The 23,024-nt window shown below is 62.8% G+C and carries 19 protein-coding genes; 6 read left to right on the top strand and 13 right to left on the bottom strand.

Features of this window, described 5'->3' with window-relative positions; all coding sequences use genetic code 11:
* Window positions 1-72: 72 nt before the first annotated feature.
* The 5 genes from AB0O58_RS06115 to AB0O58_RS06095 form a co-directional block, all read right to left on the bottom strand.
* A complete protein-coding gene (locus tag AB0O58_RS06115; protein ID WP_366238012.1) occupies window positions 73-684 on the bottom strand; it encodes a hypothetical protein in 612 nt (203 codons plus the stop codon).
* A gap of 171 nt (window positions 685-855) precedes the next feature.
* Window positions 856-2,481 (bottom strand): UvrD-helicase domain-containing protein, encoded by a 1,626-nt coding sequence (locus AB0O58_RS06110; protein WP_366238011.1) that lies wholly within the window; start codon window positions 2,479-2,481, stop codon window positions 856-858.
* On the bottom strand, window positions 2,478-4,199 hold the full coding sequence (locus AB0O58_RS06105; protein WP_366238010.1) for a hypothetical protein: 1,722 nt from the start codon (window positions 4,197-4,199) through the stop codon (window positions 2,478-2,480). The genes AB0O58_RS06110 and AB0O58_RS06105 overlap by 4 nt, the downstream gene beginning before the upstream one ends.
* A 203-nt stretch (window positions 4,200-4,402) precedes the next feature.
* Window positions 4,403-5,551, bottom strand: a complete 1,149-nt coding sequence (locus tag AB0O58_RS06100; RefSeq protein WP_366238009.1) for an XRE family transcriptional regulator — start codon at window positions 5,549-5,551, stop codon at window positions 4,403-4,405.
* Complete coding sequence (locus AB0O58_RS06095) at window positions 5,544-6,092, bottom strand: hypothetical protein (protein WP_366238008.1); 549 nt, start codon at window positions 6,090-6,092, stop codon at window positions 5,544-5,546. Before AB0O58_RS06095 ends, AB0O58_RS06100 begins: the two co-directional genes overlap by 8 nt.
* A 567-nt stretch (window positions 6,093-6,659) precedes the next feature.
* Between AB0O58_RS06095 and gluQRS the strand changes: the two genes are divergently transcribed.
* The 3 genes from gluQRS to AB0O58_RS06080 all read left to right on the top strand — a co-directional run bounded on the left by gluQRS (window position 6,660) and on the right by AB0O58_RS06080 (window position 9,326).
* A complete protein-coding gene (gene gluQRS / locus AB0O58_RS06090; protein WP_366238007.1) occupies window positions 6,660-7,520 on the top strand; it encodes a tRNA glutamyl-Q(34) synthetase GluQRS in 861 nt (286 codons plus the stop codon).
* Between the two features lie 106 nt (window positions 7,521-7,626).
* Window positions 7,627-8,505 (top strand): hypothetical protein, encoded by an 879-nt coding sequence (locus AB0O58_RS06085; protein ID WP_080733284.1) that lies wholly within the window; start codon window positions 7,627-7,629, stop codon window positions 8,503-8,505.
* 77 nt (window positions 8,506-8,582) lie between these two features.
* Window positions 8,583-9,326 carry a queuosine precursor transporter gene (locus AB0O58_RS06080; protein ID WP_032373944.1) on the top strand — a complete coding sequence of 248 codons (744 nt, stop codon included), beginning with the start codon at window positions 8,583-8,585 and terminating at the stop codon, window positions 9,324-9,326.
* Here the strand turns inward: AB0O58_RS06080 and AB0O58_RS06075 are convergent.
* The 5 genes from AB0O58_RS06075 to AB0O58_RS06055 all read right to left on the bottom strand — a co-directional run bounded on the left by AB0O58_RS06075 (window position 9,323) and on the right by AB0O58_RS06055 (window position 15,026).
* Window positions 9,323-10,159: a PaaX family transcriptional regulator C-terminal domain-containing protein gene (locus tag AB0O58_RS06075; protein ID WP_032373943.1), complete on the bottom strand. Its 837-nt coding sequence runs from the start codon at window positions 10,157-10,159 to the stop codon at window positions 9,323-9,325. The two genes, AB0O58_RS06080 and AB0O58_RS06075, sit on opposite strands and share 4 nt — an antisense overlap.
* Entirely contained in the window at window positions 10,140-11,348 is a 1,209-nt protein-coding gene (locus AB0O58_RS06070) for an aminotransferase class V-fold PLP-dependent enzyme (RefSeq protein ID WP_366238078.1), read from the bottom strand. Before AB0O58_RS06070 ends, AB0O58_RS06075 begins: the two co-directional genes overlap by 20 nt.
* Window positions 11,348-12,202, bottom strand: a complete 855-nt coding sequence (locus AB0O58_RS06065) for a tryptophan 2,3-dioxygenase family protein (RefSeq protein ID WP_032399316.1) — start codon at window positions 12,200-12,202, stop codon at window positions 11,348-11,350. The genes AB0O58_RS06070 and AB0O58_RS06065 overlap by 1 nt, the downstream gene beginning before the upstream one ends.
* A gap of 74 nt (window positions 12,203-12,276) precedes the next feature.
* The gene (locus AB0O58_RS06060) at window positions 12,277-13,584 is read right to left on the bottom strand and encodes an MFS transporter (RefSeq protein WP_045841462.1); all 1,308 of its coding nucleotides are present in this window, start codon (window positions 13,582-13,584) and stop codon (window positions 12,277-12,279) included.
* Between the two features lie 20 nt (window positions 13,585-13,604).
* Window positions 13,605-15,026: a M20 family metallopeptidase gene (locus tag AB0O58_RS06055; protein WP_032399317.1), complete on the bottom strand. Its 1,422-nt coding sequence runs from the start codon at window positions 15,024-15,026 to the stop codon at window positions 13,605-13,607.
* A 170-nt stretch (window positions 15,027-15,196) separates the two neighbouring features.
* On the opposite strand from AB0O58_RS06055, the gene AB0O58_RS06050 reads away from it, so the two are divergent.
* From AB0O58_RS06050 to AB0O58_RS06040, 3 genes are read left to right on the top strand one after another with little or no spacing between them, the layout of a single operon-like run.
* Complete coding sequence (locus tag AB0O58_RS06050; protein WP_219519174.1) at window positions 15,197-16,099, top strand: LysR family transcriptional regulator; 903 nt, start codon at window positions 15,197-15,199, stop codon at window positions 16,097-16,099.
* Window positions 16,100-16,156: 57 nt separating this feature from the next.
* Window positions 16,157-16,534, top strand: a complete 378-nt coding sequence (locus AB0O58_RS06045; RefSeq protein ID WP_032367790.1) for a BlaI/MecI/CopY family transcriptional regulator — start codon at window positions 16,157-16,159, stop codon at window positions 16,532-16,534.
* Window positions 16,531-17,412, top strand: a complete 882-nt coding sequence (locus AB0O58_RS06040) for a M56 family metallopeptidase (protein WP_032399318.1) — start codon at window positions 16,531-16,533, stop codon at window positions 17,410-17,412. The genes AB0O58_RS06045 and AB0O58_RS06040 overlap by 4 nt, the downstream gene beginning before the upstream one ends.
* Before the next feature lie 6 nt (window positions 17,413-17,418).
* Here AB0O58_RS06040 and AB0O58_RS06035 read toward each other — a convergent pair whose 3' ends face one another.
* The 3 genes from AB0O58_RS06035 to AB0O58_RS06025 are packed head-to-tail and all read right to left on the bottom strand — an operon-like array spanning window position 17,419 to window position 23,019.
* Complete coding sequence (locus AB0O58_RS06035; RefSeq protein ID WP_032373937.1) at window positions 17,419-18,138, bottom strand: VIT family protein; 720 nt, start codon at window positions 18,136-18,138, stop codon at window positions 17,419-17,421.
* Complete coding sequence (locus AB0O58_RS06030) at window positions 18,131-18,607, bottom strand: DUF2231 domain-containing protein (protein ID WP_032392836.1); 477 nt, start codon at window positions 18,605-18,607, stop codon at window positions 18,131-18,133. The genes AB0O58_RS06035 and AB0O58_RS06030 overlap by 8 nt, the downstream gene beginning before the upstream one ends.
* 50 nt (window positions 18,608-18,657) lie before the next feature.
* The gene (locus AB0O58_RS06025; RefSeq protein ID WP_230593348.1) at window positions 18,658-23,019 is read right to left on the bottom strand and encodes a non-ribosomal peptide synthetase; all 4,362 of its coding nucleotides are present in this window, start codon (window positions 23,017-23,019) and stop codon (window positions 18,658-18,660) included.
* Between the last annotated feature and the right edge of the window lie 5 nt (window positions 23,020-23,024).

Genomic DNA, 23,024 nt, shown 5'->3' with positions numbered 1-23,024 from the left:
ACTGTAGATGCGCGCAGGGACGATACTCAGGAAGTTGCCTGAAGTTATGCCGCACCAGCGCGATGCGCGTTCCTACACGAGAACCTTGTCGATGGCCACGATCAGAATACGCAGCCAATCTAGGTCAGCCTGGATCGCGGCAGCTTCCGTCGTTTCCCGCTTGATTTGCTGCGGCCGTGACTGTCGCTGGAGATCGCCCTCATGCACGATCCGGTTGCGGCGATACACAATCCGGTTGAGCCGGTCTTTGATGTCTGAAGGTTTATGTGCCGGCGCAATTCTGATCGAGATCTTCTGAAACGCGTTCCGGATTCCGATCATCAGCATTGCCTGCTCGACTTCGCGACTGCTCTGGAAGGTGCGAGTTAAAATTGCGCGCTCAAGGACGCCACGCGCCCGCACCTTCGGTCTAATTCTGGCGCGGTTCTGCACCATTGCCTCGCTGAGGTCGACCAGATCTCCGAAAGGTACGTCAAGCCCCTTGAGAGCCGAAGGCATCTGCCCCAAAGGAACGTCCGCTAGCGCCCAATGAAGATACGTGTCAAGGGCCGCGACACCCAGCGCAAGCGCTGATCGGCGGGTGTCATCTACCACCAGAGGATTTGCCGCACCAGCCGCATGCGCTAGCAGGGCATCCGCCCGGTCCATCACGTCGGTCGCGGCCTGAAGCGGTGAGATAGGCATGGTCTGAGCCTAGAGCTCACGGCCCACTCCGGGCGGGAAGCGAGTAGGAAGATTACTTCGCCACGTCGAGATCCTTAAGGACCAGCCCGCTCGTGGCCTATTCATGTCGATCCAAGACGTGCACCGACAATGAACGCGAACTGCTGAGTTCTTATTGATTCACCAAAGCACTCAAAGCTCGGAGAGAGTGGTAAGTGGAGCAACTGACGCGTGAAGCTTGTCGCCGACGAGCAACACCACGATCCTCTGCCTAGCCCTTGAGAATACGACATACAGGAGGCGGCTGGTATTCGGGAACGGCTCCGACTCGAATCCCATGAAATCTCCTTCCCGCAGGACCACGACAGTCGCATCAGCTTCACGCCCCTTGGTCTGGTAGAGATTCATCAACTGAACCTCGCGGGGGCTGATGACGGCATCCGTGAGCGCTGCATAGGTTGCTTCACGAGCTTCAGCACACATCCCCGCCACGAGCTGTCGATCATCGATTCGTCCCCGGACCGCGCGAGCAGCCCTCATTCGCATCAACGAGAGCAATGCGCCGGCTTGCTGCCAAGCACCAGACTTCTGCGGCAGCCCAAGCGCATGATGTGCCGTACCCGCGATCTCGGTTACTTCTTGAACCGACATCGCACCGGAGAGCCGCGTTCGAAGAATGGCGAGGCGCTCCTGAAGGGAAACAGGGCCCGAACCATTCATTACCTGACGTGCGAGGGCCGGAACCTGTGGGCCTCGTTGTGCGCTCGTAAGGAACACTGCTAAAGCTTCGAGGACGTTGCCCCAGCCGCAGTCACCGATGTAAAACCTTGCCATGGCGGTCTGGGCGTCGAGAGCGGCGGAAAGAGCGTCGCTAAGGCCGGCCACTTCATGTTCGATGCCGGCGGCTTCAAGTGAATCGGACAGCGCCGCGAGCTTGTCATTATGGTGTGTGAATACGGCAACGCCCATACCCTCGGAAGTCAGCTCGCTGATAGTTTGGGTGACACTACTTGTCTCGTCGGCACCGGATATTCCGCTGCGGATGACCAATCTCCCTTTCTGAATTGCAGTCGAGATCGCTTCCGACTCGAACAAACGCGCCCTGATGGCATTGGCCACGGCCGGGATGACCCCAGAGGGGTCTCGAAACGAAGATTCCGGGAGGACGACGGTGTTCCCAGGTCCTGCTGCTAAGCACGCCTCGTGGATACGCTCCACTCTCACGCCGTCCGTGACCAGAAACGTGTAGATACACTGATTTGGATCGCCTAGCAGTAGCACCCTGCTGTCCCGAGAAATCAGCTGGAGAAGCTCTTGCTGTGAGTTGCCAGTGTCCTGGAATTCGTCCACGACTATTAGGCCCCATCGTGTGCGCAGGTGCTCTGCAACTGCAGGTGCTGCCTGGCCAATTTGAAGCAATAACGGAATGAGCTTGCTGTATCCGATCTCGTTCTCGGCAAGGCCGAGCTTCTCGCGAGCAGGGCTGACTAGGATGGCATCCCCGTGTCCGACGAGACTCCCAAATCTCCGGACAGCGGAAAATGCGAGCGAGTGAAACGTCATGATGTCCACCTGGGAGCCGCGTCGGCCCAGTATCTCGTCTGCGCGGGAAGCGATGCGTGCCACCGAGGAACGAGAGAACGACAGGAATAAGACCCGGTCGCGTGGTTTGCTTTCTGCTACCCGTTCGAGATGGGCGTGCGCCGCGGCTAGCGCGCTTGTCGTCTTCCCGACCCCCGCGCCACCGAGCACGACAGTAAGTTTGGCGTGCGTTTCGACCACTTGCTTTTGCTCAGGATTTTGAGGGGAGAAGCTCATGCCACATCAGGGATTTCGATGCGGCCGAGTATGTTGCCGCAGATTGCTTGGATCACAGATCGCGCGATTGGTGGCTGGTGCGTTAGCGCATGCGCCCAAGCCGCGCCAAGTCCCTGCTTCTTGACTACTTTTGTCGAGATGAGGTGGTCCGCGATGTCGTCATCATCCAGATCGGTTGGAAGAGGCGGCATTCCGAAGTCTTCCAGAGTCTCGACCGTCTCTCGGAGGTGATCTCCAGATATGCCGCGAATGAGAGCAGCCTCCACTGCGGTGCGTGTGGGGAGAACGACGAGTTGTTCGACCATGCCTGCGAGTGCCCCGACTGCTGGATCTTCTCGTCCGGGCTTATCGTTGTCGACGATTGCGCGGACGTGGAAGCCGAGTTCTAGAGCAATCTCGGCGATTGCGGGGAGCCGGGTGACACCGCCGTCTGAACCTGGCGGGGCGACGAGTCGAATACCGTTCGCGGGTAGGCTGTGCTGCGGTTTTTTCGTCTTAACGAAAAGCCGCGACGCGATCGCGCCGTACCCCTCGACATCGAGCGGTCCCTCTACGAGGACGACAGTTCTTGCGCTCAGAGCCGCAAGAAGCTGTTCGAGGACCAGCCTGCGGTTTACGCGGCTACTCTTGTCGGTGATTATTGGGAGCCGGTGCTGCCGTCTCTCTCCGTGACTGATCGTAAGCCGAACCAGCTCGCCGGGATCGAATGCTCGCGCAACCTCGGGACGGCGTGTCGTGAGGATGGCTTGCCCTGCTGTTACATGTATGAGCCGGGCCATGTATTCGGAGGACGATGAGTCAAGACGATCACCGAAGTCATCGCCAATGATGACGACACCCGATTGAGTGTCCCGCGCAGCAGCGACCGCTTCAGCTGCTGAGAGCACATTTTCGACAGTCGAGCCTTGGGAGCGGACTGGAAGGTGCCCGGCCGACCCCATCAAAATCGCTGGCTGGAGCGCCCTGAGCAGCGACGCCATCGAGCCGTCATCCGCTAGGAAAGTGATGTCGGCGGAATCAGCAATGTTGAAGAGGAGCTGTGGCCCAGAATCAATAACCTTGTTCAGGACCCCCGTGACTACTTCCGTCTCTGAGAAGGATTCGGTTGCAGTGTGAATAGCAGAATCTAAGTTGGTGAGGGCAGCATCCAGTCCATCAGAGTCAGCATCGGCTAGAAGCTCTCTGAGGACGCCCTCAGCCCGCAGCTGGAGAGCCGGTGCACTGTCGACAAATTGAACAGGCAGAGCTTCGCGTTCGAGCCGGCTCGCTCTCTTGAATACATCAGCAGCGGGATTACTCCGTGCAGGGTAGTCAACCCAGTGCTCACCGGTATCCGTATCGAGGTCATAGCGCGCTCGATAGCAGAGGCGGACACCGAGAACCGCGTCTCCCGCGTTGCTTGACGTGGCTATCTCGCCGGTCTCCTCGTCGAACGTCTCGAGGCTCTCGCTGAGGAGAATTTCGAGGTCTTTGCCTAGGTCGAGCAGAGTCACCTCCACTTCGGTCAAGGCCGCTTCTTCACTATCAGCGGGACGAAAAACATCAATGGGGTTCACACGCGCGCGCGTGCTGCGGGCGTCCAGGACGTGGCGGAGCGCTTCGACTATGTCGGTACGGCCCGCCTGTGGCTCCCCCGCAAGCACCATGTTCCTAGGCACTTCGATTTCGGCGTGGCGGTAGCCCCGGAAGCGTTCGATCCGAATACGCGCGACCCTCACGAAGACTCCTTGCATGCTCTCGAATCAGCTGACCGTTCAAGTTGTGAAAGCGGTGAGTGCGAATGGAACGGGCTGTCAATGACTCGGGACCGACGGCCCCGAGCTGATAGTCCCACGCAGAGTGGTCGCAACAAGGTTGAACGCGCGGCAAGCGGCGATTCCGATAGCCGGTTAACCTTCCTGCTATCACCTGGTATCGATAATTACGCGATGGGCCTGCGCACCACTGTCAATTTCGGTCGGGTGTCGACGTCGCCGAGCATCGCACTTAAATGTTTTTCGGACCAGCACAACTCGGCTGCCAGCTGACCGCGGGTGTAGTCGGTGGATTCGGCAAGCGCGAGAGCATCCCTGAGAAGGCTCGGGACTTCGCCGGGGAACGACACCAACGCCTCTTCCACCCGTAGACCGGCCATGCTTGCCAACCGTTGGTGGGCGCGCCGTATTGATGCTTCAGACACTAAATGCAGTTCACCCATGCGGTATATCAGTGATTCGATCGATACCCCCCAGGTCTTGCTCAATGCATCCAAAGCTGGGATCCGTACGGTCTTCGGCAGCAGCGGCTCGATTTCGACACGCGGAGTAAGGAATTCAGCTGCGAACTGATCGGCTTCGCGTTCCTGCTGGCGGTCACCTGGTAGCGCGTTCGGATGGAGCAGCAGGTGGCCCAGCTCGTGTGCGCAGGTGAAACGGTATTCGTGGACCGATTTGAAGCGTTCTGGGGTGACGATGACGATCGGCCGACCGAGGGCGTCGGTGGAGTAGGCCTTCACACGCCCGAACGCGTCGTCGGTCATGGAAATCAAGCACACGATGATCCCGTTGGATTCCATCAATGCCGCGAGATGGGACACTGGACCCCTGGGCAGCGACCAGAAGTCCCTCAATATCCTCGCAGCTTCCCAAGGCGTTGCATCAGGATGGATCGGAGGAAGGGCAAGGTCGGGGAATCTGACCCGTTTTTCCAAAGCGTGGCTCAATTCCCACACCTGCTCTGCATGAGCGGCCGCTTTTGAGCGATCTTTGGCTCGCGTGGAGCGCAGACTTCGAAAGTGAGCATCGGCAGCATCGAGTCTTCCCACGGGTCGTCCGGTGGCGAAGTACTCCGGTGGTACTTCGAGCACGCGGCTCAACGTGTCGACGATGTCGGCGCGTGGCCTTGTTATTCCAGACTCGAACTGGCCTATTGCTGCTGGAGATACTGATACTTGCTCGGCCAGTTCAGATTTGGTGAGTTCGGCGAGCACTCGGGCCTGAGTGAGTCGGGCAGGTTCGAAGCCGTGCGCGATGACACCCGAAGCTCTGTTATCGGAGCCGAAAAGGTGAAGCTGAGGACGGTCGTCACTCATTGGATCCTGATGCTTCGTCGGAGTCAGGGGCTGGGAACTTGTTCGGGATCGGACCGGTGGTGAAGGTTCCGACCGGCGATGTCGAGACGGGTCGCATCTCAGGAAGGGCAAGCAGATCTTCGGGTTGTGAGACCCACGAGATGAAGCCGTCTGGAGTCAGGACGGCTTCGCCCCATTGCGCGGCGTTAAGTCCGCGGACAGAGCTGCAGATCGCCACTAACACCAGGCGGCCGGTATCTACTACAGGATCCTTGATATATCTGTTGAAACCGTCGACGAGTATGCGTTCTTCGTCGGTCAGTTGTGGATCCGGGACGTCGAGATCCAGTTCTCCCTGCAGCATTGGCGGACGAATGTCAGCGATTGCAGTTCGTGAATCCGAGGTACCGAACCGAACCGATGCCATCTCTCGCTTGACCGACGGGGAGTAACGCCAGGGGAATATGGCGACTCCATTTACGACAGGGATCTTGTACGGAGCCTTGTCGGGCCTCACTAACGTCGCTCCGGGCAGCTGGCCGAGTTCCTCGAACTTCTCCAAGATTCCGCGCCAGAACAAACCGTAGTGCCCTGTCGAGCGATGCCCGGATGCGTCTTGCGCCCCCAGCGATCCATGGTGCTCCGCCATGATGAGAGCCGGTATCCGGTCCCTGATGAGCGGTCCGTGTGTGCCGAGCGTTTCGAGAGCCCAGCGGCGTCCAGCGTCCAAGCCGACCTCCTTGATCGTGGGTCGAGACTAGCACGGCACTTCAGTTTTGCGCAGAAATGACCAAAATTGCTTCAGTTTGATCATGAGTTCGACGGAGTCGAGGCTGTCATGGCCGCTATACCGAGCGATGGTCGATCCGTCCTTGCCGTTGAGGGGGGTTCTGAGTGACGAGCCTTGCTCGGAGCGAGTGCCCGGGAAGCTACATCGCCCGATTCTTACGGAGCGAAACTGCGCTGGGCCGGCGATTTCCAGGAGCTGCTACGGAGAATGAATTTACAACGTCTACATCGGGTCGGTCGTGGACGAGCCCAGATCAGAGCTTCTCACAAATGAAGCCACAGCCAGCCTGGCACCGCCCATCATCCCAATTCCAAAGCAACCTGAAACTAAGCTGCTCCCATGCCCGCCGGACGCTTTGCTCCCAGTCCCTCCGGCGACTTGCATCTCGGCAATCTGCGCACGGGCTTACTGGCCTGGCTCTTCGCCCGCTCCACTGAACGGCGTTTCGTCATGCGCGTCGAAGACCTCGATCGCGTGAAAGCCGGCTCCGAGCAACGTCAACTCGACGACCTCGCCGCCATCGGACTCGACTGGGACGGGCCTGTCATGCGGCAATCCGAGCGTCGGGAAATCTACGACGCCACGATTCGCACGCTCACCGCCGCCGGACTGACGTACGAATGTTTCTGCACGCGTCGGGAAATCCTGCAGGCCGCGTCGGCTCCGCATGCACCAGACGGCGCATACCCGGGGACCTGCAGAAATCTCACCGCAGACCAGAGAGCAGCCAAAGACCGACCACCTGCCATCCGAATACGTTCGCAGACAACCGAATTCACTATCGTCGACCAGCTGCACGGCCTGTTCCGGGGCCAGGTGGACGACTTCGTCCTTCGCCGATCCGACGGCGTCCCCGCCTACAACCTGGCGGTTGTCGTCGACGATGGCGCGCAAGGCGTCGACCAGATCGTGCGCGGCGACGACCTGCTCACGTCCGCGCCGCGGCAGGGCTACCTCGCTCAACTCTTGGGCCTGACCCCCGCGACGTACGTCCACGTCCCCCTCGCACTGAACGTCGAGGGTAAGCGCCTGGCCAAGCGCGACGGTGCCGTCACACTGCGCGAACGACCCGATGCGTGGACGCTCATCACAGCTTCCCTCGGCATGCCGGACGTGAAGAACGCCGAGGAACTGCTCGAGCGGTGGAAGCCGAGGCTGGTGCCGCGCGAACCGTGGGTGTTCGACCCCTCGAATCTCTGAACGCCCTGACAAAATCGAGATCACGTCGCAACGCGACGGAACCCAACTGCGCACGAATCGGACGTACAGTGACCGCGACAAACTTATCCCGAGGGAGAAGGACACCATGACCTCAGGCGGCTACGACCCCGACAAGGATCCACAGAACCCCGGTGGTTATCCCCCGCCGCAGGGCGGCGGCTACCCACCACCCGGCAACTACCCACCACCCGCGCAAGGCAACTATCCGCCGCCCGGGAACTACCCGCCTCCTCCCGGCGATTACCCCCAGCAAGGCGGCTATCCGCCACCCGGCGGCTACCCACCGCCCGGCGGCTACCCACCGCCCCCACAGGGCAACTACCCGCCGCCTCCGTCGTTCGGTAACTCACCGATGCCGACGCAGCTGTCCGTGGGAACGGCCATCGGCTACGGCTTCGAGAAGTTCAAGCAGAACGCACTCGTCTGGGTCGGCATCGTCCTGATCGCCGCGGTCATCCAGGTCGTACTGAACTACGTGTTGAGCTCCAACAACATCGTCTTCAGCTTGATCTTCAGCGTCATCATCGGTGTCGTCTCACTCCTCATCCAGGCGGCACTCGTTCGCGGCGCTCTGCATGAGGTGGACGGGGTCAAGCCCGCGTTCGGGTCCTTCTTCCAGTTCGGCAATGTTGCCGCCGTCATCATCGCCGGCATCCTCGTCGGCATTGCAACCAGCATCGGCTTCGTTCTGCTGATCATCCCCGGCATCGTCATCACGTTCTTCACGTGGTGGACCTTCCAGTTCGTCATCGACCGCGGCGACGAGCCGATTCCCGCCATCAAGGCCAGCGCGCAGGCAATCGCGTCGAACGGCGGGACCCTCTTCGTCCTCGCGCTCGCCCTGGTCGGCATCAATATCGTCGGCGGCCTCCTCCTCGGCATCGGCCTGCTGGCGAGCATTCCGATCACGATCATCGCCGGAACCTACGCCTACCGCGTCACGGTGCGTGGCCATGTCGCCTGACCTGTAGTCCGCCTCGATGGGCGCGCATCCCACCCCGGGATTCGCGCCCATCGTCGTCTCGGTGCTTGGATTGTCAGGTGACTACTACCCAACACACCGCCCCTGACGGCGGCACCGAGTCTGGGCAGGCCACGTTCGCTCACATCAGCCGGGGCTACTACCCCACCATCGTCGCGTTGTTCGTCGCGACGCTGCTGATCTCGAATGTGGCCGCCAGCAAAGGTGTCGCCTTCTTCGCCTCGTCCGACGTCATGCTCGGACCGTTCCAAATCCTGCCGATCAATACCGACGGCGCATTTTTCCTCTTCCCCCTCGCCTACATCCTCGGCGACGTGCTCAGCGAGGTCTACGGCTTCAGAGCCACGCGCCGGGCGATCTACCTTGGCTTCGGCTCCCTGCTGCTCACGTCCGTGTGCTTCTGGATCGCCATCGAACTCCCCGCCGCCTCGTTCTACGAGAACCAGGCCGCGCTCGAAAGCGTCGTCGGCGTCGTCCCCCGACTGGTCCTCGCCGGTCTCGCCGGCTACACCGTGGGGCAGCTCCTCAACTCCGTCGTGCTGGTCAAGATCAAGGAACGCACCAAGGAAAAGCACCTGTGGGCGCGACTGATCGGCTCGACCATCGTCGGCGAATTCTTCGACACGCTGATCTTCTGCTCCATCGCCGCCGGAGTCATCGGCATCACCACGTGGACCGACTTCATCAACTACGTCATCGTCGGATTCCTGTGGAAGACACTGGCAGAGGTCATCGTCATGCCCATCACGTACCGCGTCATCTCGTACATCAAAAAGCGCGAGCCGTCGTACCAGGATCGCTAGAACGCGACCCATTCCGTACTCAGATCGAAGTAGCGCTCCCGGGCCGTCTCGAACGTGGCGACGGCCCGGGTGCCCGGCCAGTCCTCCGGTGTCATACACGGCGGAAGACCCGGGTCGACGTAGGGAATGACGCGCCATTCGTCGAGCAAAGGCACGAATGTGACAAACGCATCGCGCGGGTTCCGCGCCGGCGACCCGCCGTCGAAAGCGTCGAGAAATGCCCGATGCCGATCAGCGATGCCGGCCAGCTCCCACCACTGCTCGGCACTTTCGCGCAGCGTGCCGGGAGGCGCGACCTCGGACGCGACGAACGTCGTGACGTACTGCGACAACTCCAACGCGTCGACGATGGCAATGGCCTCCGCCGCCAGATATTCGGGCGCGATCCACAATCCTGGTGAGACTGTGCCACAGCCTATTCCGGTGAGTCGTCGCCTCAGCTGGTGGCGCGCCGCGCGTTGCGTCTCGGGAATGGTGAACGAGATCAACCGGAATGGATCGCCGTCGGCCATCCGCCGGAAGCCGAAGATCCGACCGTCTCCCCGAGCGAACATCGCATCGGCCTGCTCGGTGATCCGATAGCCGGTGCGGCCCTCTCGATTAGCTGATTCGACGACGCCCTTCTTCTTCAACCTCGTCACCGCAATGCGCGTGCTTTCCGGTGGCACTCCCAGCGTGTCCATCCAGACGACGAAATCGGCGATGGCAAACCACCCGCCGAGAGGCCGAACGTAGGCTCCGAGCACCGTGCGCACCAAAGAGGTGGCGCTACCTGGACGAGACTCGAAGTCGTCGAGGATGGCCCCGGCGGTGCTAGGCGCGGAGTTCGTCACGAATCGCCACGATACCCAGGTACACCTCGCGGTACGAGGTACTCAGTGGGCTCAACCCCAGCCGAATACCCTGTGGTGCGCGGTAATCTGGGATGACACCCTGCTCCCACAGCCGAGCAGTGATGGCCTTGAAATCTGGGTGGTCGATGGTGACGTGACCACCGCGCCGATTCGAATCCTCGGGTGAGGCGATCTCCACCCCGAGCGGTACCAGCATCTCACGCACGAGTTCGAGGGCGTATTCGGTGAGCGCAACGGACTTCGCACGGATCGCGTCCATGCCCACCTCGGCGATCATCTCGATGGTGTCCTGCATCGCGATCATCCCGAACACCGACGGCGTACCACTGATGACGCGTCGAATGCCCTGTGCCGGAACGTAACCCTGCGCCATCTCGAACGGATCGGCCCGGCCCATCCACCCCCAGATCGGCTGCACGAAGTCGGCCAGAAGATCACTGCGCACGTACGCGAAGGCCGGCGATCCCGGACCTCCGTTGAGGTACTTGTAGGTGCACCCGACGGCCAAATCGACTCCCCACGATTCGAATTCGAGCGGCACCGAACCGACGGAATGGCACACGTCCAACAGCATCAGTGCGCCGGCTTCGTGCGTGATACGCGTCGCCTCGGCCACGTCGACAAGGAAGCCTGACCGGTAGGCGACGTGGGTGATCACCACCAGGGCGGTGTTCTCCCCCACCACCTCGGCGAGTTGTTCCGGTTCGATGCCTCCGCGGCGGTCCGTCTCGATCCATCGCAGGGTCATATTCAACTCGGCCGCAATACCTTCGAGCAGGTATCGGTCGGTCGGGAAGTTGTCGCGGTCGATGATGATCTCGGTGCGGCCGGGCCGCATGGCGATCGCCGCCCGCGCCAGCTTGTACAGCAGTACCGTCGTCGAATCGCCGATGGTGGTCTGCCCGGGCGCGGCCCCGAGGGTGGCGTCGGCCAGGGCGTCGCCGATGGTGACGGGGAGGTCGAACCACTGCTCGTCCCAGCCGCGAATGAGGCGTCCGCCCCAGGCGTCGGTCATGAAGGCATTGATGCGTTCGACGCTCGCCTTGGTCGGCCGGCCCAGCGAGTTGCCGTCGAGATACGCGCTGATCGACGGGTCGTCACTGCCGAGGAACTTGTCACGATAGCTGCGGAGCGGGTCCTTGTTGTCGAGTTCGACTGCACGTTCCATCATCGGCCGATTTCCGTTCTCACAGCGAGTAATTCGGGAAAGAACGTGAGTTCGAGTGCTTTCTGCAAGAACCCGACGCCACTCGACCCTCCCGTCCCGCTCTTCATTCCGATGGTGCGCAGCACCGTGCGCATGTGGCGGAATCGCCAGAGCTGGAAGTTCTCCTCCAAGTCGACGAGCTCCTCGAATGCCTCGTACACCGCCCAATGTTCGGTGTGGTTCTCGTAGACGAACTTGATCAGCGGCATCAGGTCCTCGTTGAACGTGTATGCCGTCGCGACATCACGGTCGAGGGCCGATGCCGGTACGTCGTATCCCTGCCGTGCCAACGACCGCCAGAAGGCGTCGTACAGGCTGGGCTCGCGCAACAGAGTCGAAAGCATCTCATGCGCAGCAGGATCGGACTCGAAGACCGTCAGCATTCCCGGATTCTTGTTGCCCAGCACGAACTCCACGGCCCGGTACTGATACGACTGGAACCCCGAGGAGTTGCCGAGGAAGTCGCGGAACTGGGAGTACTCCGTCGGGGTGAGTGTCGCCAGCACCGACCACTGCTCGGTGAGCGTCTTCTGGATGTGCTTCACCCGGGCCACGCACTTGAGTGCGGTACCGATGTCGTCGGCATCGAATGCGGCTCGCGCGGCAAGGGTCTCGTGCAGCACCAGCTTGAGCCACAGCTCGGTGGTCTGGTGCTGGATGATGAACAGCAGTTCGTCGTGATGCTCGGGGGTGCTCACCGGTTTCTGAGCGCTGAGCAGCGTATCGAGGTCGAGGTAGGACCCGTAGCTCATGCGGTCACTGAAATCGGTGACGACGCTCTTCTCGATATTCCGGGTGTTCGCTTCGACGCTCATGGATCGTCCTCGAGGTGGTGGGCTGGTGAGATCAGCGTATTACATCAATGTGCCGACCGCTAGGCATCTGTAAGCTAGCGAATGCCGCGAATCCGTACGGCACCGATCAGCGCAGCGATGCTGACCAGGGACACCGCCAGGATGTAGTAGCCCGGGGACACCGCCTGACCGGTCGCGGCCACCAGAGCGGCCGCGATGGTCGGAGTGAATCCACCGAAGATCGCCGTGGTGACGTTGTATCCGAACGACAGGCCGGTGGCCCTCGAATGGACCGGGAACGCGTCGGACATCACCGACGGCAGCGCACCGAAGTACAGCGCCTTCAGCAATCCGAGCACGGTCATGACGAGCGCGAGGGTGAGGAACGACGGCACCGCAATGAGCCACATGAAGAGCGGGACGACGCTGACGCCGATCGCGATCGCCGACGGCAACATGATCTTGATGCGTCCCACCTTGTCGGACAGCTGGCCGACGAACGGTGTCACCACCGTCAGGATGACGCCGGTGATCATCAATGCTACGAACGACAGCGAATTGTTCAGTCCCAGTTGCTTGATACCGAAGGTCGGCAGGTACTGCAGAATGAAGTTCAGCGCGGTGGACACCACCAGCACACCGCCGGCGATGAGAATCCCGCCCCACTGATTCCGAAACAGATCGCGCACAGGCGATTTCGGGGTGTCCGACGCGGCGACGACGGCCGGTGATTCGTCGACGTGACGTCGGATGAACCATCCCACCGGGCCCACCATGAGCCCGAAGACGAACGGCACTCGCCAACCCCAGTCGACCATGCTGGCCTCGGACAACACCGCGGTCAATCCGGCGGTGAACGAGGCCGCCATCAGCGTAGCCAGTCCCTGGCTGGCGAACTGGAAGCTGCCGAAGAATCCGCGGCGCTTGCCGTTCTGTTCGACGAGAAAGGATGTGGCCGCGCCAAATTCGCCACCGGCCGCGAAGCCCTGAATCAGGCGCGCGACGATGATACCGATCGGAGCGAGGATGCCGATGTCGTCGTAATTGGGCATGAAGGCGATCAACGCGGTGCCGAGCACCATCAGGCGAATGCTCATCACCAGAGCCTTCTTTCGCCCTTTCCGGTCTGCGTAGGAGCCGAGGATCAGTCCGCCGAGGGGGCGAATCAGATACGAGACCCCGAAGACCGCGAACGTCTGCACCAGTTGCACGCCGGGGTCAGCCGAGGGAAAGAAGTTCTGCCCGATGTAGATGGCAAACAACGCGTAGATGGCGATGTCGAACCATTCGAGAGCGTTCCCGATGGTCGCGGCCGCGATGGCCCGGACCGGATTCTTCACGGACACAACGGCTTCACCCGCGCCGTCACGATCGGGAGTTCGATGAACGTGTGCAGTGGACATGTCGGATTCTCCGGTGGTGTTCAGGAGCGCGAGGCGCTGGCGGATTCGAGCGGTGCGTCGCGGTCGTCGTCTGTACCCGCACCGAGGTCGAAGAACAGGCCCGTGGCCATGGCGAGTCCCTCGCGCGCAACGGATGCGAGCATGTGTTCGTCGGGTGCATGTTGACGGCATCCCGGGTAGGAGTGCGGCATCCAGACCGTCGGAATTCCGAGAGTGTCGGTGAATACGTGATTGGGCAGTGACCCACCGATGTTGGGCAGCACGGTGACCGGGGACCCGACGGTGCGCTCGACCGACTGGGCGACCGTGCGAACCCAGGGGTCGTTCGGGTCCGTTCGGCTCGCAGGAAACGAGATGCCGAGTTCGACGGCGACCATCGAGTACCCGTGCGCGTCGAGGTGTCGTCGTAACCGCGCGCCGAGATCGTCGAGGTCGGTCCCGACGACGTACCGCAGCTGCAACCGCGCTCGCGCCTGGCCCGGAATCGCATTGACCGGTTCGACGATGTTGCCGGCGCTCATGGCGATCACTTCGAGAGTGTTCCACCCGAAAACCCGCTCTGCAGGCGACAATTCGGTGGCCGACCAGCCGGAGTCGACCACCGGATCGCCCGGGGTGCGTCCGACCTCGATAGCTCTGAGCGCATCGACGACGGACTCGGGAATGCGCTCGGGCACCAAGCCGTCGAGCTGGATACGGCCGTGACCGTCGACGAGCGTCCCGATGGCACCGGCCAGGGTGGTCGCGGGGTTGCGGAGCAGTCCACCCCAGTTGCCCGAGTGGTAGCCGCGCTCACGTAGGTCGACGACGAGGTCGAAGTCCACGCCCCCACGGGCACCGAGAAACAGTGTGGGCGTCTGGGCGTCGAGGCGTGGTCCGTCCGAGGCGATCAGCACGTCGGCAGCGAGTTCGCCTCGGTGATCCGACACGAATTGTTCGAGTCCGGGTGAGCCGATCTCCTCACCGGTCTCGAACAACAGCGTCAGGTTGAATCCCAACGATCCGCGGGCGTCGAGAACCGTCCGCAGTGCCGCGAGGTTCACCAGATGCTGACCCTTGTTGTCGGCCGTTCCGCGCCCGTAGAGCCGGCCGTCTCGCTCGACGAGAGTCCACGGCGACAATCCGTCCGACCAGTCCTCGGCCATGCCCAGAACCACGTCGGCGTGGCCGTAACAGAGCACGGTCGGCAGTTCGGGGGCCTCGTGACGGGTGGCGATCAGGAAGGGACCACCCTCCTCGACCGGGTTGGAATAGGTCTCGACCGCACACCCGAGCGCCTCGAGCCTCGACACGAGCAGATCCTGGAGATATGCCGACAACGCAACTCGACCAGCCGTCGACTGACTTTCCGAGGGGACCGACACGAGCTCGGAGAGTTCACGATGGAACGCACCCGAATCGTAGAAGTCCTTGGCCTGTGCGATCACATGCTCGCGGTTCATCGAATCTCCCTCGCCGTCGGCCTGGTGTTCGCCTGACAGTAGCGAGCCCGATACCGTCTACACCATTGCCGATTTACGCTCCCTGCGTTGCTTTCACGGCAACGCTGAGGCCGGGCAGAGGTTCGATGACAATCACGTGTCACCGCCGTGACAGTGCTGTGAAAGAAGGGGTGATTTCGTTGCATCTGATGCCCTCCGCGCTGACGTACTTCTGCGAAGTAGCGAGAACGGGGTCGGTCACCGAGGCGGCCGCAACACAACATCTGGCCGCGTCGGCGGTCAGCAGACAGATCGCCAAGCTCGAACGTGACATCGGCGTGCCGCTCTTCGCGCGACATGCCCGGGGAATGACACTCACCGAAGCGGGCCATCGCCTCCTCGCCCACGCGCGCAGACACGAAGTGGAATCGTCGACTCTCATCGCCGAAATACGCAGCGTCGACGCCACCGAACACGGCAGCGTCACCGTCGCCTGCACCGAAGGTTTCTCGCAGTCCGTCGTCCCACGGGCCATGGCGTCGGTCCATCGGACTCACCCGTCGGTCACCTTCACTTTGGACGTGGTGGGACCGGACGAGGCCAGCCGACGGGTGGTCGACGCCCGCGCGGACGTCGCGGTCACCTTCTCGCTCGGTCGACGCACCGACGTGACGGTCGAACATTCCGTCACCGTGCCCATCTGCGCCGTCGTCGCGCTCGGTCACCCGCTCAGCGACCGAGCCAGCGTCGATCTGGCTGACATCTGCGCCTATCCCCTCGCGCTGTCGACCACCGGCTCGAGTCAACGCGAATTGTTCGACGCCGGAATCCGTCTGGAGGGACTCTCACCCCACGTCGGTCTGCAATGCGAGCGGCTGGCGCCGATACTGGAGTTCGCTCGCTCGAGCGACGGCGTCGCACTCGTCAGCGACCTGGGTGGTGACCGCAAATCGGGCCTGACGTACATCCCCCTCGTGCATCCGGTGTTCGCTCAGCGCCGGGCCGAAATTCACACGATGCGCGGTAGGCCGCCGTCGGCCCGAATCGTGGCTCTGATCGACGCGTTGACCGACATTCTCGAGGCCGCGGGATAGTGGCGGGACCTCGAACTGGCCTATCCTCGAGGTAACCGAATCGAGTGAGGGATCGCAGTGCGAAGAGCGTCCGGACAGTTGGAGGAGTCGATCCTCGATTTGCTCGGCGAGCACACGGAACTCTCGGTGGCCCAGGCCCGCGAGCATCTGGGCTCGGATCTCGCGCACACCACCGTCATGACCGCATTGGTGCGCTTGCACGGCAAGGGGCTGGTCGATCGCGAGCGTCGAGGACGGTCGTACGTCTACACCCTCAACGCCCCGGTCGACGAGATCCCGGCGCTTCGGGCCGCGATGCGAATGCGCACCGAGCTCGGCACACGAGCCGAGCGCGCCGACGTACTGGCCAGCTTCGTGGCCGCACTCGACCCTGAGGACGAGGCGACGCTGCGAGAGTTGCTCGCCAAATCGGACGCAGCCGAGCACCATCGATGACTCTGCTCCTGATCGTCGCCGTATTGCCGTGGGCGCTGTCGCTGCTCCTTGGATTCGGAGCCGACCGCATCGACCGTCGTCTCAACCCCTCGACCGCCGTGGTGCTGCTGCCCATTCTGTCTGTGGTCACGGCGTTCTCGGCGCTCGCGTCCCTGACTGCGCTCGCCGCGGTCTTCCTGGCGACGAGTCGGGCCGTGTGGGTGACACTGGGAATCGTGATCTGCGCGTGGATGATCTGGCGGTCGGTCGAAGTGGCCCGCCATATTCGACGCGTCGTCGCCAGTACGTCCATCGCATCCGAATTCGGTGACGAGGCGCGGGCGACGGGCGGCATCGTCGTGGTCGACTCCGACGTTCCTGACGCTTTTGCCGTCCCCTCCGGCGGAGGTGCCGTCGTGATCACTACCGGCCTCGCGGAAGCGTTGTCGGACAACGAATTACGAGCAGTGATCGAGCACGAGCGCGCCCATCTGCGGCACCGTCACAGCGTGTGGATCCAGATGTGCGAAATCGCGGCCCGCGTCGATCCGGTTCTCGAACCGTTGACCGCGAAGGTACGGCACGCGGCGGAGCGTCAGGCAGACGAGAGTGCGGCAAGGCTGGGACGGCGAGAGACGTTGTCTGCCATCGCCAGAACCTCTTTGCTCCGGAATCAGCTCGACCGTGGAACTCGCACCCTCGCCAGTACCGGTGGCGACGTCGTGCGGCGGGTCCAAGCCCTCGGTGAACCACCGCAGCATCGCCCCGACCGTGGAATCCTGGCCGCCGGCGTGGTCCTCGTCCTCGCCTTCGCCGTCATCTCGGTGGCATTGTTCGACGTCGTCCAAGATGTGGTGGCACCCGAAACCGGGGAAGCTGCCACTTCGATCTTCCGCTGATCTCGGTCAGATACCGGCAACGCCCGCCAGTTGGCCGATCGCATAGGTGACGGCCATCGCGATCGCACCACCGATCACGATGCGAGTCATCGCCGGCCGACCCGGCGCACCGCCGAGACGCGCGCTGATGCTTCCGGTCAAGGCCAAAGCCAGCAGCACCACGACGAACGTCACCGGAACGCGCAGCGACGGCGGCAGCAACAGAATGGACAGCAACGGCAGCAGGGCACCGCTGACGAACGACACCGCAGACGAGCCGGCCGCCTGCCACGGATTGGTCAGCGCATCCGGGTCGATGCCCAACTCGATGTCCACGTGGGCGGCAAACGGATCGTGCTCGGTGAGTTCGCGAGCGACGGTCTGTGCCGTGTCGGCCGACAGGCCCTTGGCCTCGTACAGTGCCGCGAGCTCGGCCAATTCCTGCTCGGGTTGCTCGTCGAGTTCTCGGCGTTCCTTGATCAGCAGAGAACGCTCGGCGTCACGTTGCGTGCTCACCGAGACGTACTCCCCCAGCGCCATGGACACCGCTCCGGCGACGAGCCCCGCGACACCAGCGGTGAGCAGCGACCCTCTGTCCGTGGTGGCGGCCGCGACGCCGACGACCAGGCCGGCGGTGGAGACGATGCCATCGTTGGCACCCAACACCCCGGCCCGCAGCCAGTTCAGCCGACCGGACAGATCACCGTGCGGTTCGTGCTCGTGCAGGCTCGGCTCGGGCTCACTCATCGACGGCCGTTGCCGATACGTCGTCCCACGCGGCGCGAGCGCCGGACTCTCCGATTCTGTACACCTGGACGATTGTGGTCGCTCCGATCACTACTGCCAAGACCACGACGACAATCGACTGCCACCGCACGGGCGCGTTACCGCGACGCTCACGCAGATGCAGGAACACGAGCAGCGCAGCGACGATCACCAAGCCGACGGAGAAGTAGATCATCCAGTCACCGATCTCGGTGTGCTGCTCCACCGCCGCGGTCTCGGGTACGCGCTTCTCGAGCCACTCGCCTGCCTCGGTGGTCAGCGGAGTCAGCGCCAGCGTGAACACCGCCAGGGCTGCGATGAGCCACACCAGCCTGCTGCGCACACCGGTCCAGATACTGGCCGCAATGGCGAGCAGCGCGGTCAACGGTGCCAGCACCACGATGAAGTGAACGAGCAGAATATGGGCCGGAAGGCCGTTGAAGGTGGACATGCGTTCTCCCGCTGGATTCGAAGTCGCGTGCACCTCACGCACCGTAGATACTACACATCGTGTAGTACATAGGTGGTCGGGTTTCGCCACGCCGAGTCCGGTTCTGCGACGCCTGCCGTCAGGATCTGCTCGAATCGCCGACCGAGCTCCATCACGGTGTTCTGGTCGAACAATGCTGTGGAATAGACGATATCGACCGTAGTCTCGATAGCCTTCCCTTCGTCGTCCCGCCGTTCGGTGACGTGAAAGTGGAGATCGCACTTGGCGATGTCGATCGGCTGCGGCGTGATCTCGACGTGCACGTCCCCCATGTCGAGGGTCGCGGAGGTGAAGACATCCAACGACAGCGCAACCTGAAAGATGGGATGCCGCGCTTCCGACGACTCCGCAGCGACGGCAGTCACGACATCTTCGAACGGCACCGTCGCATGGTCGAAGGCCCGCAGTTCGCTGGCCCGGGCCGCCTTCACGACGTCTTCGACGGTTGTCGCCGCTGCGATCTCGGTCCGGATGGCAACGGTGGTGGTGAACGTTCCGACGACCTGCTCGAGGTTCGGGTCGTCGCAACCGGCAACCGGGGTTCCGATGACCAGATCAGTGGACGCTGTCATCTCGGCGAGCAGAATCAACAGCGCTGCGCGCAGCACGGTGAATCGTCCTGTCACGCAGCGTTGTGCGAGACCGGACATTCTCTGCGTGGCGTGTGCATCGAACCGTAGCGTTGTGCGTGCGCCGGAGAAATCCCAGTCCTGTGCTCGCGGCCGGTCCAGTGGCAAGTCCCTCGACCTGGGTATGTCCGCCAGCTCTGCGCGCCAGAAGTCCAGATCGGCCGATACGTCTCGTGTGCAGGCCCAGACGCTGTAATCGGCGTAGTACAAGGGTAATTCGGGCCACGACGGCGTGGTGCCGGTCATCCTGGCGTGATACGCGACGACGAAATCCGACGCCAACAGCCCCAGTGACCACCCGTCCGCGGCGATGTGGTGAATGGCGCACGCAAGCACGTGGCGATCGGGCGCTACTGCGAACAGGCGCGCTCGGATCGGAACCTCGGTGCGCACGTCGAAGGCTTGCTCGAGGATCTGCGTCACCGCGGCATCGTCGAAGTGGTGGACAACGAGATTCGGTGCGACGCCGGCAGAATCCGGTTCGACCACTTGCACCGGGACCCCGTCGACATCCGGGTAGCGCGTACGCAGCGTGCTGTGTCGATCGATCAGGTCGGTCAAGGCCTGCGCGGCTGCTACTGCGTGGAACTCCCCGGAAATCGTGACCGTGAACGGCAGGTTGTACAGCGGAAGCCGTGCGCTTCGATCGATGTGGCGTTGCTGCGGCGCGAGCGGAATTGCGACTACCCCCTCCGAAATTCCGCATTCGGGCCGCGAATTGTCCTGCCGCTCAACCAGACGACGCTCATCGATACATGCAGCCAACGCCTGGACGGACGGCGCACCGGCGAGGTCTCGCACACCGATGTCCGCCGATGTCTCGGCCCGCACCGACGCAACGACTCTGGTCGCCGCCAGCGAGTCGCCTCCGAGGTCGAAGAACGACGCGGTGCAATCGACACCGTCCCTGCCGAGCACGCGCGCGAACGCGGCCGCCACGATTTCCTCGGTGGCACCGGACGGTTCGCTTCGAGCACCGGTCGTCGACGTGGTGAGGTCCGGCGCGGGAAGTGCACCGCGATCGACCTTCCGATTGATGGTCAACGGAATCTCGTCGAGAACCGACAGGGTCGACGGCACCATGTGGGTAGGCAGTCTCTGTGCGAGATCCCGACGAATGGCCTCGGTGTCGAGCACGTGCCCGGCGCGCGCGGCCACGACGTACCCGTCGATACGCAGATCACCAGTGTCGCTGCGACGCAACGCAGACGATGCCGATACGACCTCCGGATGCGCCCGTAGCGCTGCGTCGACCTCACCCAGTTCGACGCGATTTCCCCGAATCTTGATCTGATCGTCGATGCGGCCGAGGAACTCCAGCGTGCCATCTTCGCGCCGGCGCGCCCGGTCTCCGCTACGAAACATCCGAATCCCATTGCTACTGAACGGGTTCGCGACGAACCGCGCCGATGTGTCCACGGTGCGACCGAGATATCCCCGCGCGATACCGGACGTCTCGATGTAGATCTCACCGACCGCACCCGATGGAACCGGCCGTAGGGTGCGATCGAGGAGGTGAATCACCGCACCCACCATGGCTCGTCCGATTCCGTCGGTGCTGCCCGGACGCAGCGGCGCCGTCATCGTCACACTGCAGGTCGTCTCGGTGGGGCCGTAGGCGTTGAGCAGTCGCCGACCCGTCGACCAGCGGTCGACCGTATCCTGCGGGGCTGCCTCACCGCCGATGATGATCGTCCCGACACCCACCAGCGCTGCGGGCTCCATCGTCGCCAGAACCGAGGGCGTGATCAAGAGATGGGTAATAGCCTGTTGGGCAATCACATCGGACAGTTCCGAGCCACCGTAACTACTTGTCGGTGCGATCACCACTGCCGCGCCTGCACTCGCTGCGGCCAGCATTTCGACTAGGGCGGTGTCGAATCCGGGTGAGGCGAGATGACAGACCCGCGACCTGGCGTCGAGGTCGTAGCTGCGTCGGATCTGTTGCACCAGAGCGGAGATTCCATCGTGGGTGACGACGACACCCTTGGGTGTACCGGTGGATCCCGAGGTGTAGATGACGTAGGCCGCCTGGTGCGGTGCGGTCGACGCCGTCCTATCGTTCGAGCTTCCCTTTGCGACAACGTTCTCGATGTTCAGCCACTCGATCGCGCCCGATTCGTTGCCGGCCGTGCACAGACCCAACACTGCTGCGCTGTCGTGCACGACGAACTGCGCCCGCTCGCGGGGGTGATTCGGGTCGACAGGAACGTACACCGCGCCCACTCGCGCGATTGCCCAGAACGCGACGACTCCCTCCACCGACCGGCCGATGCGCACGGCCACCCGGTCCTCGATGCCGATTCCTCGGGCAGTCAGAACAGATGCGAGGGCAGCAACTCTCGTGGCCAACTCTGCGTAGGTGACCGACACATGCGCATCGTGAATCGCAATTCGATTGCTGCAGTTCATGATTGCCTCGGTCAACGTCTCGTTCAGAGAACCGTGCTCGGTCACGGCCGCGCCGACCGAAGCGGACGCCACATCACGCTCGTCGGGGAGGAACAGGTCGAGGTCGGCCACTGCCGTGTCGCCGTAGCCGGATGCGGCGAAACGGTCGAGGAAGTGCAGGAACCGTTCGTGGTGGCGAGCGAGGTCGCTCGGGGTGTACGCGGCAGGGTTGGCCTCGAAGTCGATGCGCGGACGAGCTCCGCCTCGACCGGGATAGATGTTGACCGCAAGGTCCGGCACCGGACCCGTGGCCAGAATGTTGATCTCGCCGTCGACATCGCCGAGGGACACCGTGTTCGCGAACATCATCACGTTGATCGTCGGCCCGAAACGGCCGGCGCGCAGTGCACGTCCACTCTCCGACGCCGGGGGCCTGCTGCGTTGATGTCGCAGCACGGCTGCGATGGCGACCTCGGTCGATTTGACCACGCTGTTCACTGTCGCCGACCCGATGCCCGGCAGCCGCAACGGAACCACATTCGACAACGACCATCCGGCTCGGCGCAGAAGTGCTGTGGGCCGTGCAGATACGGGCAAGGACAGATCGACGTCGTCGGTGTCGTTCATGCGCGCGAGATAGGCGGCGAATGCTGCGATGACCACCGTCGACGTGGGTTGACCGCAGTCGGCCCGAGAAATGGTTCGATCTTCGCCCACGACGATGGGCACGAATGCAGGCGTGGCGGCCGGGCTTAGGGGCGCGGTGTACCCCATCTCGGTGGATTCCCAGTACTCCCGATCCCGCCGTGCGCGAGTGGATGCGTGATAGCGCTCGTCCTCGGCGAGAAGTGCCGCGGGAGTCGTCGGCTCGATCAGCGGTGGCTCCACTCCGTCCTGTACTGCGGCATATAGAGCCGCCGCCCGCTCGAGAACCTTCATCGAGGCATAGCCGTCGAGCGCGATGTGGTGGGCTCTGGTGTACCAGAACACGCGATCGTCCCCGACGCGGAGGACACGCAACCGTACGAGCTGACCGTCCGTCGACAGCGGTGTTCGACAATCGTCGTTCATCCACTGTCGGGCCGCGTCTGCCGGAGAGTCGTGCTCACGGAAGTCGAGGATCTGCACTGCGTCGGTCTCCGCCGCCTCGAACCGCTGCGTCGGGAGGCCGTCGATCTCGACGATGCGCATCGTCGACGACGAGTACTCTCGATGCGCCGCGCTTCCGCTGTTAACCAGGGTATCCAGGTCCACAGCACCGACGAGATCGACGTAGTACGCGATGGCGAAGGGCGCGTCCGGCATGAATTGCTGAGCCATCCAGATATCGGCCTGCGCCGAAGTCAGAGGCAAGGCGT

The organism is Rhodococcus sp. NPDC080181, from assembly GCF_040702225.1.
In the GTDB taxonomy this organism is placed as follows: Bacteria; Actinomycetota; Actinomycetes; order Mycobacteriales; family Mycobacteriaceae; genus Rhodococcoides; species Rhodococcoides fascians.
This window is presented reverse-complemented; position numbering and strand designations above follow the sequence as displayed.